Below are 16685 nucleotides of genomic sequence, written 5' to 3'. Positions count from 1 at the left end.
CGCAAGGGCTTGAACTTTTTTTGATAATTAACGGTTGTAGAACTCAACGATTAGTGATTCGTTAATGTCTTTATTTAATTCATTTCTTTCAGGTAAACGAGTGAAAGTTGCTTTGAAGTCTTCTCTTTTTACTCATTCAGCAACAGCTCTTTGTTCCATAGCTTCTTTAATTTCTGAGTTATTTCTTGATTTTTCTTTTAATTCAATAACTGAATTTACTGATACTAACATTGAAGGAATGTCAGCCTTGTGTCCGTCTAGTGTGAAGTGTCCGTGATTTACTAATTGACGAGCTTGTGCTCTTGTTTTAGCAAATCCTGCACGGTATACTAAGTTATCTAGACGTGATTCTAGAGTTTGTAGGAAATTTGTTCCTGTAACCCCTGATTTTTTAGAAGCTTTAACGAAAGTATTGTGGAATTGTCTTTCATTTAGACCATACATGTAACGAACTTTTTGTTTTTCGTATAAGTGTAGTCCATAGTCAGTTAATTTTGCACGTTTTTGTCCGTGTTGTCCTGGAGCGTATTTTCTTTGTTTTCCTTTTGCAAATTCTTTATCGTTTTCTAGTAATGAAAATCCGTAACGACGTGATTTTTTAAATAAAGATCCTCTAAATCTTGACATATTTTAATCCTTTCCGCAAGGACACAAAAACTCTTTATAAATGTTTTTTATTTAATGATTTCGGTTTTGACAGCTTACTTACTTTCAAATCTACACGAATTCAAAACAGTTTTATAAATGTTTTATTGCTGTATCAATGCTTTATATATTGTACACTAATTTATTTAAATCAATTAAATACTATATTTACTATTATTTCCCCGTTTTTCTTTTATAACTTGTTTGCTGTTATAAAATTTAATAAAATGAGTATGGACAATCAGACAACGTTAAAAATTTTTATAGTTTTTCTTTTAATTTTATCTTTTGCAGCTCTTGTTATGGCAATAGCTGTTTATGTTTATTTTTACTTTCAGGTTTATCTAAATCAATATTTTCAAAAGCAAAAAAAATGGCTTAGCGACATCAATGCTAAACACTCGAAGACAAATGAAATGCTAGAAACATACTCAAAAAGCAGCCAAAAATATGAAAAAACTTATGAAGTCTTTTTAAGAAATTTCTACCAGTTTGTTTCACTTAAAGACAAAATTTCTTTTAATATGACAAAAGTTTTAATTTTGATCAACAAGAATGCAAATAAGATTTTCAAAGAAAGAATAAAAAATTTCAAAAAAATTCACGATGAGTCAAAAGAACTGAAAAAAATGATTCGTGAAATAAAAGTTTTAAGCAAAAGACTGACACACTACACAAAAGAAAAAACATCAGAGACGCAATTGGTATTAACAAGATACCAAAAAGTACTGTATGCTAACTCAGAAATTTCTTCAATAATAGTCCAACAAAGCGATAAACTTACGTTTTTTAAGGCAGAACTAGAATTACTTGCTAAAAAATGAAAAAAAGAAGTTTCATATTTTTCAGAAGACAAGCATTTAAATAATGTAGAACAACAAAATAATTTCAAACTTGAAAAATTAAATTCTATAGTTCAAAACTTATGTCTAATAGTTGGTGAAGGTAAAAAAAGCTTAGATTTTTACAACACGAAGATTCGAACATATGATGAGCGAAGATTAACATACATTATGCAAAACTACGATGTATTTGAAAAATTGTATCAGGAGCAAAAATTAGAAAAAAAAATTTATGCAATAAGAGCAAAAAATAAAGAGATAGAAAAGCTTTTTAGTCAACAAGATTATGTAGCAAATCGTGAAAGAATTCAAACATTACTAAAAGATAATTTCTTACTCATGTCAGAGTTTTCAGCTATTCTTAATTTTGAAAATTCTGCACGTAACTATTTCGAAGAACAAAGTTTTAGTTTAGAACAAATAAACCAAACAATATCAGAGTTAAATAAACGTTTTTTTACACTACAAGAAGATATAAAAGTTTATAAGTTAGATTCAAATTTCTCACACACCAAAATCAAAAAAATAAATCAAATCATGAAAACTAATTTCTACGAAGCAATAGATTTTCTACTGTCTGATAAAACAATTTCTTCTACTCTTCGTTTTAAAAGACTAGAAGAATTTTTAAAGAAATTAGATCAAGCAGACAGGCTTTTATTAGAAATTGATAATGAATTAGAACAACTAAAACAAATTTTAAATACATTCAGTGATTTAGAAAAAAAGGTGATGCAATTATCATTCGAGTGACAAAGCAGTGAAATAGTAATGAATCCACAGCGTAACTTTTATCTCGAAGCAGTCTATAAACAACAAAATAGAATTCAGAATGCATTAGAACAAAATTTAGTGAATTTTGATCAACTTAAAAACGAAATAGACCTTTTTGAACTTCTGGTTAATGGATTAGATGTTGAAAATTTAGTAACAAAGGATGCTAATGATGTTTTCTATGTGATTAGTAATCACCTAAATAGATATCGATCTCATAAAGAAAATATTGCAGCAATGCTAAACGTTGCAACAGTTGAAAACAATTCAGGAAAGTATGTTAAAGCTTTAGAAACAATCAAAGAATTCTTAGCAAAAGGAGAAAACTAATGGAAAAGAAAATCTTACTACGTTATGGTGAATTAACACTAAAAGGTAAAAACAGAGAAAGTTTTATTAAAAAGTTACGTCAAAATTTAGAAAATATCATGGAAGGTGAAGTGGTTTGTAAGTTTGACAGGGGATATTTAGAATATAGCCAGAAAAACATTGAAAACCTAGCATATATTTTTGGTCTTTCAAGCTATAGTGTTATAACTATCACTGCTAACGATTTTGAATCTATTCAGCAAGCGATTTTAGAAGAGTTAAAGGACAAAAACTTTGAAACTTTCAAAGTGGATACCAAGCGTTCAAACAAAAACTATCCATTAACTTCAAGTGAAGTGAGTCAAAAAATAGGTGGTTTTGTGTTAAAAAACACTGAAAATAAAAAAGTAGCAATGTACAATCCTGATTTAACTATTTTTCTTGAGTTAAGAGGGGATAATTGTTATGTTTTTTCAAATTGACATCAAACAAGAGGTGGAATGCCAGTTGGTATAACTGGAAAAACGTTGCACTTGATAAGTGGCGGGATTGATTCTCCCGTTGCTGCCAACTTGTTACAAAAACGTGGTCTTGTTGTTGATTATTTAAACTTTATTACTCCGCCGCACACGGATGAAAATACAACACGTAAAGTAGAAGAAATCATTCAACAACTCACAAAATTCCAAAGTCATGCAACTTTATTTCAAGTAAATTACACAAAAATAATGAACTATATTGCACTTATAAGCCAACAAAAGTACAAAATTACATTGATGCGTCGTAGTTTCTATCGTATTGCTTCACAAATTGCCAACAAATATAATTACCTATCACTTTCAAATGGAGAAAATATAGCTCAAGTTGCTAGTCAAACATTGGAAAGCATGGCTGTAATTAATGAAGTAACAAATATGCCTATTTTTCGCCCATTACTAACTTTTGATAAACTGGAAACAATTAAAATTGCTCAAGAAATTCACACACTTGAAATTAGTAATCAAAAAGCATGCGAAACTTGCGAACTTTTTGCGCCAAAAGAACCAGTGACCAAACCGCAACTAAAAGACGTTCTTAGAGTGGAACAAGAATTGCCATTACTTGCCCAACTTGAACAAGAAGCAGTTGAAACAGTATCGATTTTCAAGTTCAAAAATACTTTAAATGAAACTAATTAATCTTCATACGAACACAACTTTTTCTTTTTTAGAATCAACAATCGAACTAGACAAATTGCTTCAATGAGCTCAAGAAAACGAATTGGATACTGTTGCAGTAACAGAGCACAACAACATGCTAAGTTATGCAAGTTTTTGCACTAAAGCTCACAAATTGGGTATTAACACAATTTACGGGATTGATTTAGATGTAACAATCGAATCAACTGTTTATCGTTTTATTTTATTAGCAAAAAACTTTTTAGGATTGCAAGAATTATTTGCAATCAATTTTGACTTTTTCAAAAACCATAAAGTAGATTTAGAACAAATTCTAAAAGCTAAAAACATTATCATTATTGACCACCCAACTAAAGGTTTTTTTGTGTCAAATAACTCAGTCTTACTGAAAAAAGAAAATTTTTATACTGGACTAACCGCGGATCTAGCAGAAAAAATTGATATCGATTTTGACAAAAACAATTTTTTATTAGTTAATGAAAACCGATGTTTTGACAGTTTCGAATCTAAAACCCTTTCAACTTTAAATTGAATTAAAACACAAGAGCACGAAAATAAATTAGCCACCGGAATATACACAAGTTTTGAAAATCCGAGCCCAAGAATGGCTCAATTAATTGAGAAAACTAACAATCTTGCCAAACAATTGGTTGTTAAAATTGAGCACAGTAAATTCAAAATGCCAGTCTATCCAAATCCCGACAATGTTTCAAGTACTGAATATTTAAAGAAGATAATTCTTGAAAATATAGATTGAAAATTGAAAGGTAAACAATCACTTTACAACACATACAAAGCCAGAATCAAATATGAACTAGATGTCATCGAATCATTAGGTTATTGCGACTACTTTTTGATTATTTGAGATTTTATTAAATGAGCTAAAGAAAATAATATTTCAACAGGACCCGGAAGAGGTTCGGCTGCTGGATCATTGATTTCATATTTAATGGATATAACTCAAATGGACCCCATTGAATACGGTTTACTTTTTGAACGTTTTTTGAATCCAAAAAGAATTTCGTTGCCCGATATTGATATAGACGTTCAAGATGATAAAAGACAAGAACTAATTGATTATTTAATTAGAAAATATGGAACCGAAAATGTTGCTACTATTGTAACTTTCTCAACACTTGGAGTTAAATCATCAATGCGTGATGTTGCAAGAAGTTATTCAGTCCCTATTCCACAAATTGATTCATTAGCAAGAAAAATTCCTTCCACAGCAATTACATTGCAAGAAGCTTATGACGAAAGCTTCAGCTTTCGAACTGAACTTAACAAATATATTAACAATCAAACAGGCAATAATGACTTGATGGAAGCATATGAAGAAGCATGTCAAATTCAAGGTTTTTATCGTCAAAGTGGTACTCACGCAGCTGGAATTGTCATTAGCCAGGACAAAGTTGCAAATAAAATACCAGTAATGCTTGATAGTCAAGATCACCTACAAACACAACTTTCAATGGATTATCTAGAAGATTTCGGACTACTGAAAATTGATATTTTAGGTTTAAGAACATTGACAATCATTAATGAAATTTTGATGCAAGTTTGAAAAATTAATCCTGACTTTGACATTAATAAAATTGATGTTAATGACAAAGAAACATTCCGACTTCTTTCGGAGGCAAGAACTGCCGGAATTTTTCAACTTGAAAGCCCTGGTATGCGTTCAACATTATTGAAAGTTAAGGTTGATCATTTCAATGATATAGCGGCTATCATTTCACTTTTCAGACCAGGCACTGCACAATATATAGATCTTTATGCAAAAAGAAAAAATGGTCTTGAAATTATTAAGAAAAAAGATCCAGTTTATGACGAAATTATGGCTTCTACTTACGGAATAATGATTTATCAAGAACAAATTTTGCAACTGGTGCAAAAAATTTCAAACATGGATTGTGCTGAGGCAGATTTATTGCGTAGAGCAATCTCAAAGAAAAAGATTGAAGAATTTGAAGAATTTAAAGCTATTTTTGTAGAAAAATCAGTCCAAAATGGCTATAGCGAACAATTTGCACTTGACATTTTTAAAGATATTGAGAAATTTGCAGGATATGGTTTTAACAAATCTCATGCTGTTAGTTATTCACTGATAAGTTATCGTATGGCTTATTTAAAAGCTCATTTTCCGCTGGAATTTTACTCAGCTATTATCTCTTCAAGCATTAATTCCTTAGAGGATATGAATAAATATTGTCTCGAAGCACAAGACTTAGGAATAAGAATTTATAGCCCTTCTTTAAATCATAGTTCAAACATTTCAGTAATTGATCGTGAAAAAAATGCCATTTATCTTCCTTTTGCCATGATTAAAGGTTTAGGTAAGGTAACTGAACGCGACATTATCCTAAAAAGACAAGAAAGAGGCGAATTCAAAAACTTATTGGAAGCCATTTTGTGTCTAAGAGAAGCAGGAATCGGTGAAGAAAAAATCAAACTTTTGGTTAAAGCTGGAGTTTTTAGAGATTTCGGCAATCAAACAATGATTTTAAATAATCTAGAAAATAGTAGTGAGTTAAAGTTTGAAATTGCGAATGCCTTTGATGCCAGAAACAAAAAAGTCTTTTGGGACAAAATTGATTGGAATATTAACTTGTTACACTACAAGCAAGATATTGACCAAGAAATGATTAATGAAATTACTTATTTAGGAAGAACCTATAATGTTAGTCCAACTATTGGCTATGAAAATAAAAATTGTAAAATAATAGACATTCATCGGGGAACTCAACATGTTGTCGCTGCTTATGTTAAAGATGCAGTAGTAAAAATAACTAAAACCAATAAACCGTATACACATGTTGTATTATTAGACTCTAGTGCGACAATTGATGTAAGAATTTGAAAAGAATCTGACATAGTTAATGCTAAAAATAAAGTCATTTATGCAACTTTAACAAAGAAAATGAATGGTGATTGAGTTCTTGGAAAATGAGAGGAGAAACATCGTGAAGAATAAAAGAATTATTGTTGTTGATGGGACATATTTGATGTTTAAGTCATATTATGGAACATTGTATTCAAATCAAAGATTAGAAACATCAACAGGAATTAAAACTAATGCTTTAGTTGGCTTTTTCAATACTGTTTTTAAATTAAACAATTTGTATCAACCTGACCACATTTACTTTTGTTTCGATGCCTATGGAAAAACTTTTCGCCATGAAGAATATTCAGAATATAAAGGACAAAGACCAAAAGCTCCTGAAGATTTTTACACTCAGCTTGTATTAATTAAAGAACTTTTAACCAACCTTAACATTCCTACGTTTGAATATTTAGGCTTTGAGGCTGATGATATTGTTGCTACAATTACAAACCAGACAAAAAACGAAAATTATGTGCTAATTTTTTCAGCAGACCAGGACTTAAATCAATTAATCGACAAATCGGTAGCAATTTTGAAGCCAAAAAACCGTGATTTAGTTGTTATAAATAATAAGAATTTTTATGAAACTTATGGATTCAATCCTTGACAAGTCACTGATTATAAAGCAATAGTTGGTGATTCGAGCGATAACATTAAAGGAATCAAAGGTGTAGGACCTAAAACTGCATGTAAGCTGTTAGAAAAATATGAATCAGTTGAAAACATTTACAGTAATATCGAAAATTTAGATGCCAAAATGAAAACTAAATTCATTGAAGATAAAGAATTAGTTTTCAAAAACAAATTCCTTACCCATCTTCGTGATGATGTTCCAATTGATTTTAAAAAATTAGAGGCTGAATTTTTGGACTTGCGTATTTCTCCTAAAGCACATGAAATTTTAGAAGAATTAGAACTTAAACAAATTTATCACCGCCTGAAAGATTTGGAGTCAAACTAATGATCGCGATTATTGGAAAAAGTGGTGTGGGAAAAACGACAATTCTCAACATTCTGGAAGCGAAGGGTTTTAGAACTTTTAATGCTGATATTTACGTGAAAAATCTCTATAAAAAAGGTGGTTTAGGTTATAAAAAAATGCAAGAAAAATGGGGTAATTTATACATAAATAATGAAGGGGTTGACAAAAATGCCTTGAGAGCAAGGCTTATTGAAGATCCAAACTTTATAAATGAGGTTGAAAAGCTTATTTACCCCTTGATTGAAGAACACTTAAAATTCAATTATTATGACTTCGCAGAGGTGCCAAATTTGTACTCTCCTAATGGAAATTTTGTGGGACTTTTTGACAAAATAGTCAGAATTGAAATGGACGAAAAATATAGACAAAAAAATTTACAAAAAAGAAATGTAAATAAATCTCAAAAAGCGGTGATTGATACTTTAAATAAGGGCTTTTTTGAGAAAAATGTTGTCAATATCAAGTGTAAAAAAGTTACTACAAAAAGGTTTTTTGACAATCTTATGGAAATTTATTTTGCTGCTTTTTAAAATATTGTTACTCTTCAGCGATGAAGGGTCAAAAGTTAAAACAATATTAATATAAAAAGGCAGGACAAAATCATGAAATATGACAGTTTTTACATTGAAAAAAATTTAGTAGTAGATCAAAAAGATTTTGAAATTGTAAGGCTGTTATATCTACCTATTATTGGTGTTGAAGCTTCGAGTTTTTATTGTGCTTTAATTGATGAAGCAACTCTTTTACAATCAGCAAGAGTTCGTATTAGTCAAAAAGAACTCGCTTATTTATTAAATATAAGTTCACAAGAATTAATACAAGCAAAAGAAAAATTAGAAGCTGTTGGCTTAATTAATTATTTTGAATCAGATTTATACAATAGTGGGCTAATTGAAATTCGTAAACCAATGGATGTGAAGACATTTTCAAATAGCATTATTAGCAAATCATTAATCGCTAAAATCGGACAACAAAGATTTGACAAAATTCTTAAACACAACGCAATTAATAATTATTCAAGATCAGATTATGCTAACAAAACTAAAAAGTTCACTGAAGTTTTTGCTAATGAAGAACTAGGAGTTTTTGTTTCAAATAATCATGATCTTCGCGCAACCCAACAAATTGATTTAGATGATTTAGAAAATGAAAAGAGATTGTCGCCACGTGATTACATCAAGCATTTAACCAATTTAGAACCTAGTCCTTCGCAAATTAATATGGTTTCAAAACTTTCAGACTTAGGTTTTACTTTTAATGCAATAAATTTATTCATTGATTATTCAATGAAAATTAATAAAAGTATTGTTTGCCAATACATTGAAAAAATTGCTCGTGATTACGCAAATAAAAATATCAAGTCAGATATTGATGTTGAAAACGAATTACAAAGAGCACTTTCATATAAAATTTCAACTAATACTCAAATTGACACACAATATTTAGTAAGAAAAAGCTTTAAAGAAGAAGAATCAGTTCTAAACTGAGCAGAATTAGGTTTTGAGGATTAATTTATGTCTGAATTAAAACAAGTAAGAAACTTATCTCAATTGTCAGTTTCTGATACTCAGCATAGCAAAAGCCGTCTTGACGCTTACCGTCAAGAGGTTTTTAATAGTGAAATAATCAAAAAAGTAATCAAAAAACTTAAACTGACTGACTGACAAATTAAAAACGGTGAAACAGTTCTCTTCGATTATTATAGCTATTTTAAAACGCATAATAAATTGCCAAATTGAAGTCCGATTTTAAACGCTAACAATTCTCTTGATCGTGATTTTTCAAAAGAAAGTTGATACAAAAGTGCTTTAATGCGCGACAAGTTTTGACTAACCGCAATAACCCCTTTAGAGCGTGACCTTGATTCAATAATTGACAAAAAATTAAAAAAATCTTCGCGTGAAGGTAAAAGAATGATGGACGATTTAGAATCGATTATTTGCGATACTAATTCATATTGAACAAAAGACTTAGATTTACTCAAAAAAGTAGTATCTCCAAAGTATTCTTTACCAGCTTATTCGCTTTATTTAGTAGATTACAACATTTTTCGCTCTTTGACAGTTCTGAAATTTCTAGCTTATCAAGAGGCAAGCAAAGGACACAGTGTAGCACTGTTAGACTACAACGATTTGTATCTTTTTTACTCAAAATCAAGCAATGAAGAAAGAAGAACACTGACAGATCTACTGAGCGAAGTAGATAATTTATACATTAGTGATTTTGGCTCAGGTTCAAAACCAGACTGATATGTTAACTCATTCATAAGTTACATTTTAAGAATCCGTGTAACTTATGAAAAAAGTACTTTTATTACTGCTTCGGATGATTATTTTGATGGAAAATTGTCGCTAATAACCAAAAAATCCAGTGTCGAAGACACACAGAATTCCAAGATAATTCGCAACTTGAAACTAATAATCGACAACGGATTCAAGGTTATTAAACCAAAGCGTTCAAACAAAGCTTTTTAACCATTTTTATGTCCCCAAACGAACATTTTTTATTTGACATAAGGGGTTAATTTTTTTATAATTAAGTTAAATAATAAGGAGAAATATGCAACCTAAAAAAATAGCTATAAATGGTTTCGGAAGAATCGGAAGATTAGTGTTCCGTGAAATCTATAATGACCCAAATTTAGAAGTTGTTGCTATTAATGATTTAACAGATGCAGCAACACTAGCACACCTATTAAAGTACGATACAGCACACCGTGCTTTTAAACACGACGTTAAAGCAGAAGATAATATGCTTGTTGTTGATGGTAAAAAATTCCCAGTTTTTGCAGAAAAAGATCCTTCACAATTACCTTGAAAAGACTTAAATGTTGACATTGTTATTGAAGGGACTGGGCGTTTTGTTACTGAAGAAGGTTCATCACTACATCTACAAGCAGGAGCTAAAAAAGTTCTAATTACTGCCCCTGCAAAGAATTCAAAATCAGTAAAAACAGTAGTTTACTCAGTAAATGAAGAAATTTTAACTAAAGACGATGTTATTGTTTCAGCGGGTTCATGTACAACTAACTGTTTAGCACCAGTTGCGAATGTACTTGAAAAAGAATTCGGAATCGTTAAAGGATTCATGACAACAGTTCATGCTTACACAGCTGATCAAAATCTACAAGATGCTCCTCACCGTGACTTACGTCGTGCTCGTGCAGCAGCTCAAAACATGGTTCCTACTACAACAGGTGCTGCAAAAGCAATTGGAAAAGTTATTCCTACACTAAGCGGAAAATTAGATGGTACATCATTACGTGTTCCAACAATTACTGGATCAATTATTGATCTAACTGTAGAACTTGAAAAACAACCAAGTGTTGAAGAAATTAATCAAGCAATTAAAAACGCTTCTTCAGATTCGTTACTATATACAGAAGACGAGCTAGTTTCAAGTGATATTATCGGAACAACTTATGGTTCAGTTTTCGACTCAAAATTGACTACATTTGTAGAACATGAGGGAAAAAGATTATACAAAGTTTTTGCTTGATACGACAACGAGCAAAGTTTTGTTTCTCAATTCGTTAGAACACTAAAACACATGGCAAGTCTATAATTTAGGCACTTCACAAGGACACTTAATGCCCTTGTTTTTTTTTTTTTTTTTATTCTTTGAAACTTTTGCCATAGAAGTTTTTTACTTTTTTAGCAAAAAAACATTTTCTTGAGTGCTAACAATCAGTAAAAGTTCACTTTTATCTAATGTGACTAAAAAACATTAAAAAAAATGGCATTATTAGCCATTTTTCGAACTCAGTACTTTAGAAAGTGAGACGGAAATATTTTTTTTATCTTTCTTGTTTAAAAGTGAAATTACTTTCTTAAAGAACTTTTTAGTTTGTGCAATATCCTTTTTATTTTTCAAAACTTGATTATAGAATACTAATTCGTCTTCATTCTTGTCAAATTTTATTCCGAGTCATTCACTATTATCAAACACTACTTTATACACATATTGATTTTCATATGAACGATAATCTTTCATAGGTATTTGATTAAAAATATAACGATTAGCAATTTTTTTAAGTTGCACTAATATTTCAAGAAAATCCTTTACAAACTTTCTATTAATGGGCACTCTGAAAATGTCCACTATTTCATTACCATATAGTTTGTTTTGTTCTTTAAAAACCTGTTTAATGCTCTTATTTTGACTTTTGAAATAGTTAAGCATTTCAATCATAGTAACAAAGAACATTACAGCATTGTTTTCACTCATTAAAGGTTTTTTTACATACATTGCACCATCTTCATCGAAGCTCATGAAATATTGTGCTCTAATCAATAAGAAATCTCTTTTATCTAAAAATATTTTTTTGTGAATGTTACCATAATATTTTTCGTCCAATTTATAGATATTGTTTCTTAAAAAAGGACTAATGTAAATTTCTTCATAACGTAAACTCTTTTGATTTTGTTTCATTTGACTTCCGACAAAATCTAAATAAGCCATAATCAAGTCATTAGGATTTATTTTCTTATAAAGGAGCAGAAATTTCCTTTGATAAACATTTAAAACTTTTATTTCAGGATTAAAAACAAACAAAAAGTTATCATGCTTATAATTGGATTTTTTGAATTTTAAAAAATCTTTATTGAAAATTAAAGTTGCATTTTTATGAGTTTTTTTAGTTTTCAAGTAAGAATAACTATAGTCCATCTTACCTAGTATTTTTTGCACAGCTAATTGTGAAGCAGGATTATTTACTAGTTTGATTTTTAGTTCTTTTTTGTCAAAAGGTCTAATTTGTAATTTAAGAATTTCACTTACATATTCTTCCATTAACATATCTACTTTTAGATAAAAGAAATCATCTAAAAGACTTGGTGTTAAGAATATGTTTACATTTTGTAAGTAGTAATTGTAAATTTCATTGATATCTTCGTCAAAAAAACGTCTTAATCTTTCATCAAAGAAGTACAGTGCTTTTGTTTTGTGTGACTGACTAAAATCACTGAAGAAAACTAGATTATGCAAGTCTTTTGTTTTTTGCATCACGTAAAAGGCAAAGTCTTTTGAAACATGAGCAGATTTTTCAAATAAGTAAACCTTGATATTTGAAGCCATCAAGACTTGACCGAATTCGTTGATTAAGCGGCTGAATTGAGCATCACTTCCATCAGAAGCTAGCAAAATTCTTATTGGTTGTGTGGAATCATATTTAGATTTAAGGAAATTGGCATATGAGTGTGCTAAGCCCCTGATTGTGGCTTCATTGAATTTATTGTATCCATAACCAGTTTGAGCGACGAAAACTCCTTCGTTTATTTTAATATCTTGATAAAATTCACTGTTTTCATCAGATGACTGGTATTTTTTTATTTGTCTAAGAGCTTTACGATTTTTACCATAAAACTCACATCATAATTTATATTCTTTTTGCATCTTTAATTAATCATTATCCTCAAAGTTTGAATGGTACATTTTTTCATACATACCTTTCAATGCTAATAGTTCTTGGTGATTTCCTTTTTCTACAATTTGCCCTTTATCGACAACCAATATACATGTAGAGTTAACTATTGTTGAAAGACGGTGAGCAATGATGAATGAAGTTTTTCCTTTCATCAAGTTAAGCATTGCTTTTTGAATATTTTTCTCTGTGTGTACATCGACATTACTTGTTGCTTCATCAAGAATTAAGATGTCCTTATTACTTAAAATAGCTCTTGCAATAGCAATAAGTTGTCTTTCTCCTTGAGATAAGTTTGAACCGCTTTGATCAATTACAGTATCATATCCGTGTTCAAGTTTTTGAATGAATTCATCAGCATGTGCTAATTTAGCGGCTTCATGAATTTCTTCATCAGTAGCTTTTAAGTTTCCATAACGAAGATTTTCTTTGATAGTTCCTTTGAATAAGAATGTGTCTTGAAGAACAACAGAAATATTGTCTCTTCATGATTCTTCGCTATATTGTGTTAAGTCACGATCGTCAACCAAGATTTTCCCACCTAGTGGTTGGTAGAACTTCGAAAGCAAGTTAACAATTGTAGTTTTTCCTGCTCCGGTAGGCCCCACAATGGCAATGCTTTGCCCTTTCTTAGCTCAAAAACTTGCTTTTTTAAGTTGTAAGTTTTCCGGATTGTTTGTGTATGAAAAGTCAACATTTTCAAATTTAATATCACCTTTGATATCGGTAATTGTCAATAATTTCGAATTGTCAATTTCTGGTTTTAAAACCATCATTTCACTGATTCTAGAACTAGAAGCAACTGCCATTTGAATAGTTGAGAAAACGTTCATTACTTGAATAAATTGGTTGGTAAAAATTACTAAATAGATATTAACTGCTGATAATGCTCCAAGTGTCATAACTCCATTACCACCAGATTTGTTATTCATAATTAGAAATGCCGCAAGACTGATTACTGCTAAACGTAAAATCATAGCAGCCAGATTTGAGTAAGGATATGTAATTCCTCCCAAAATTCCAGCTTTCATTGCAGGTTTAACTAAATTATCGTTGTGTACTTTGAAACGTTTAATCATTTCTTCTTGGCGATTGAAAGAAGTAATAATATTTTGTCCCTTGATAATTTCTTCAACAAATCCGTTAACCATTGAAATACTGATTTGTTGTTGATGGAATGCAGGCATAGCAAATTTAATAAATAGAAACATTGCAGTGTAAAGAACTGGAATCAAAGCAACCGTAAATAGTCCAATGAAAGGAGCTGTTACAAATATCGCTATTAAACAAATAATAGTAAAGTTGATAGTTATCATTGCTTGTGAAATCAAGGTCATTAATCCCATGGCAACGTTATCAATGTCATTTGTAAGTGTTGACATTAATTGTCCACTATTTTTAGTTTCAAAATAGCTTAATGGCATTTTCATTAAGTTTTTATAGGATTGTAGCCTCATTTGTGCTGCAGCCCGCATAGCCATTTTGGCACTGAATCAGTTAATTATTAAAATGAATGCTTGTCCTAATATGTAACAAATTGCTAGATATATTAGGAATATTATGAATTTGTTTTGGTCAAAACCAGCAATTTTATTAGGTAAAAAGAATTTATCTATAAGTTTACCTACTAAAAAGTTTGCAAGAACAGTGACAGCAGCAGAAAGTAAACTAACAAAAAAGATTGAAATTGTTTTAAGTCCATTTTTGTCAAAGTACTTATTCATTTTTTTGAATTCTTTTCAGTAGCTTATTTTTCTGTAGGGAACAGCATGCATATTATATCTAGACATCATTTCCTCCTAACTATGCTTCAGCCACTTCACGATAGTATTTATTAGTTTTTAATAAGTTTTCATGATTGTCAAACGCTGTGATTTGTCCATCTTCAATAATTGCGATTTTGTCACATTCAATAATTGAAGAAAGTTTTTGACTGATGATGATTGTAGTAGTATCTTGATAATATTTTTTAATGTTTTGACGAACTAACTTGTCAGTTTTATTATCAAGTGCTGATGTTGAGTCATCAAAAATTATGATTTTTGGATTTTTCAGCAATGCTTGAGCAATAAAAATACGTTGTCTTTGTCCGCCACTTAAGTTAGTTGAGCCTTGACTCACAGGGTGGTCTAGACCGTCATTAAATGAGTAAACAAAGTCATAAGCTCCAGCGATTTTTAAAGCATGATCTATTTCTTCTTCAGTTGCATCAGGATTTCCAAAAAGCATATTTGAACGAATAGTTCCTGATAACAAGAAAGGTTTTTGATACACGTGACTTATTGATTTGTTAACGTTGGCAATACTATAGTCAGTGATATCAATGCCGTCGATAAGTAAATTTCCTTCAGTAACATCTCAGTCATGAGTAATTAGCTTAGCAATTGAACTTTTTCCTGAACCGGTAGGTCCAATTATTCCAATAGTTTGTCCTGCTTGAATTTCAAGATTGATATTTCTTAAAACATATTCTGGTGAGTCTTTGAAATATTTAAAGAACACATTGTCAAATTTGATTGTTCCTGCTTGAATTTCATCTTTTGAGTCTAAATTTTGTTTTAGACTATTTTTCATTGCCATAATGTTTCATACCCGTGAGGCTGACACTTGGCTTCTAAAGAAAAAGACTGAAACAAAGATTGACATAATTAATCCGCTCGAAACAACCCATAGATATCCAATAAAGGCGTTAATCGATGTTAAGAATTTTGCATATTCAGCTAATTTTTCTTGAATTTCATTACTTTGTAATCCGCTTAAGTCCGGTCTTTCAAAGATACCAGCAATAACGAAGATAACTAGTGTACTCAATTTTACAATCAGTGAAACAACTGGGATTGCCATACTTTGAATCAGGTTGGCACGAGTTGAAACACTTAGTCAATTATCATTAGCTTTAATATATTTTTTTTCTTGATTGTTTTCAAGATTGAATGATTTAATAACTTTGATTCCACCAATGTTTTCTTGACTTTCTAAGTTGATAGCATCTAATGCAGTTTGTTGCTTCTTAAAGTAAGGAATACCTTTAATTGCAACAATAACTGTTACTAAAAGAAGTAAAGGAATTAAAATTGCCATCGAAATTGAAAATTTTAAATTAGTCATTAAGGCCAAAATGAAACCACCAATAAAGAAAATAGGCCCTAGAATCATTGTTCTCAATGAAGTCAGAATTCCATCTTGAATTCTTGCTATGTCACTAGTAAAAGTAGTTAACAAGCGAGGTTGTGAAATTTGAGTTAGTTTTTTAGCATTCAGTGTCTGAATGTGAGCAAAAAGATTTGCTCTCAATCTTTGTGCTGTTTTAACAGCGATAACATTAGCACAAACACTGGCCGAAACTCCTAGAATTAGTCCCACAAAAAGAGTAACTAAAAAAATAATAGTTATCCCAGTCATAGCTGATTGTGGATCTTTGTATGAGATATGGATAATATTTAGAATATCAATCGAAACCGGTTTGGTTTCCATTAATTTTTGATTGGCCTCATAAAGTCCAACTTGTGTTATAAGTTGTGCTAAGAAGTTAGGCGCTAGAATTGAAATGATTACTTGTCCAATTGACATGAAAACAGTCAACAAGGCAAGCATCTTGTATTTGAATTCCATTGCCCGAAAAACTCTTCACATATTTTCCGTCCTTTCT

At 30.4% G+C, this 16685-nt stretch carries 12 protein-coding genes; 8 read left to right on the top strand and 4 right to left on the bottom strand.

Translation table 4 applies throughout. The annotated features are described in order from the left end of the window. Positions 1 to 27: 27 nt before the first annotated feature. Positions 28 to 627, bottom strand: a complete 600-nt coding sequence (gene rpsD / locus ACSH40_RS02460) for a 30S ribosomal protein S4 (protein ID WP_438341415.1) — start codon at positions 625 to 627, stop codon at positions 28 to 30. Between the two features lie 251 nt (positions 628 to 878). Between rpsD and ACSH40_RS02455 the strand changes: the two genes are divergently transcribed. The 8 genes from ACSH40_RS02455 (at position 879) to gap (ending at position 11178) form a co-directional block, all read left to right on the top strand. After that, positions 879 to 2591 (top strand): hypothetical protein, encoded by a 1713-nt coding sequence (locus ACSH40_RS02455; RefSeq protein WP_438341414.1) that lies wholly within the window; start codon positions 879 to 881, stop codon positions 2589 to 2591. Beyond that, positions 2591 to 3748, top strand: a complete 1158-nt coding sequence (thiI, locus tag ACSH40_RS02450; protein WP_438341413.1) for a tRNA uracil 4-sulfurtransferase ThiI — start codon at positions 2591 to 2593, stop codon at positions 3746 to 3748. The genes ACSH40_RS02455 and thiI overlap by 1 nt, the downstream gene beginning before the upstream one ends. Further along, complete coding sequence (gene dnaE / locus ACSH40_RS02445; protein WP_438341412.1) at positions 3735 to 6722, top strand: DNA polymerase III subunit alpha; 2988 nt, start codon at positions 3735 to 3737, stop codon at positions 6720 to 6722. Before thiI ends, dnaE begins: the two co-directional genes overlap by 14 nt. Further along, on the top strand, positions 6712 to 7593 hold the full coding sequence (locus tag ACSH40_RS02440) for a 5'-3' exonuclease (RefSeq protein ID WP_438341411.1): 882 nt from the start codon (positions 6712 to 6714) through the stop codon (positions 7591 to 7593). Before dnaE ends, ACSH40_RS02440 begins: the two co-directional genes overlap by 11 nt. Next, positions 7593 to 8144: a dephospho-CoA kinase gene (coaE, locus tag ACSH40_RS02435; RefSeq protein ID WP_438341410.1), complete on the top strand. Its 552-nt coding sequence runs from the start codon at positions 7593 to 7595 to the stop codon at positions 8142 to 8144. Before ACSH40_RS02440 ends, coaE begins: the two co-directional genes overlap by 1 nt. 72 nt (positions 8145 to 8216) lie before the next feature. Next, a complete protein-coding gene (locus ACSH40_RS02430) occupies positions 8217 to 9125 on the top strand; it encodes a DnaD domain protein (RefSeq protein ID WP_438341409.1) in 909 nt (302 codons plus the stop codon). 3 nt (positions 9126 to 9128) lie between these two features. Continuing rightward, on the top strand, positions 9129 to 10088 hold the full coding sequence (locus ACSH40_RS02425; protein WP_438341408.1) for a hypothetical protein: 960 nt from the start codon (positions 9129 to 9131) through the stop codon (positions 10086 to 10088). A gap of 85 nt (positions 10089 to 10173) precedes the next feature. Next, entirely contained in the window at positions 10174 to 11178 is a 1005-nt protein-coding gene (gene gap, locus ACSH40_RS02420; RefSeq protein ID WP_438341407.1) for a type I glyceraldehyde-3-phosphate dehydrogenase, read from the top strand. A gap of 180 nt (positions 11179 to 11358) precedes the next feature. Here the strand turns inward: gap and ACSH40_RS02415 are convergent, their stop codons facing one another. From ACSH40_RS02415 to ACSH40_RS02405, 3 genes are read right to left on the bottom strand one after another with little or no spacing between them, the layout of a single operon-like run. Next, the gene (locus tag ACSH40_RS02415; RefSeq protein ID WP_438341406.1) at positions 11359 to 13008 is read right to left on the bottom strand and encodes a hypothetical protein; all 1650 of its coding nucleotides are present in this window, start codon (positions 13006 to 13008) and stop codon (positions 11359 to 11361) included. A gap of 6 nt (positions 13009 to 13014) precedes the next feature. Continuing rightward, the gene (locus ACSH40_RS02410) at positions 13015 to 14826 is read right to left on the bottom strand and encodes an ABC transporter ATP-binding protein (protein ID WP_438341405.1); all 1812 of its coding nucleotides are present in this window, start codon (positions 14824 to 14826) and stop codon (positions 13015 to 13017) included. 13 nt (positions 14827 to 14839) lie between these two features. Then, positions 14840 to 16669 (bottom strand): ABC transporter ATP-binding protein, encoded by a 1830-nt coding sequence (locus ACSH40_RS02405; protein ID WP_438341404.1) that lies wholly within the window; start codon positions 16667 to 16669, stop codon positions 14840 to 14842. Positions 16670 to 16685 lie beyond the last annotated feature (16 nt).

It is taken from the genome of Mycoplasma sp. 3341 (genome assembly GCF_051549855.1).
In the GTDB taxonomy this organism is placed as follows: Bacteria; Bacillota_I; Bacilli_A; order Mycoplasmatales; family Metamycoplasmataceae; genus Metamycoplasma.
This window is presented reverse-complemented; position numbering and strand designations above follow the sequence as displayed.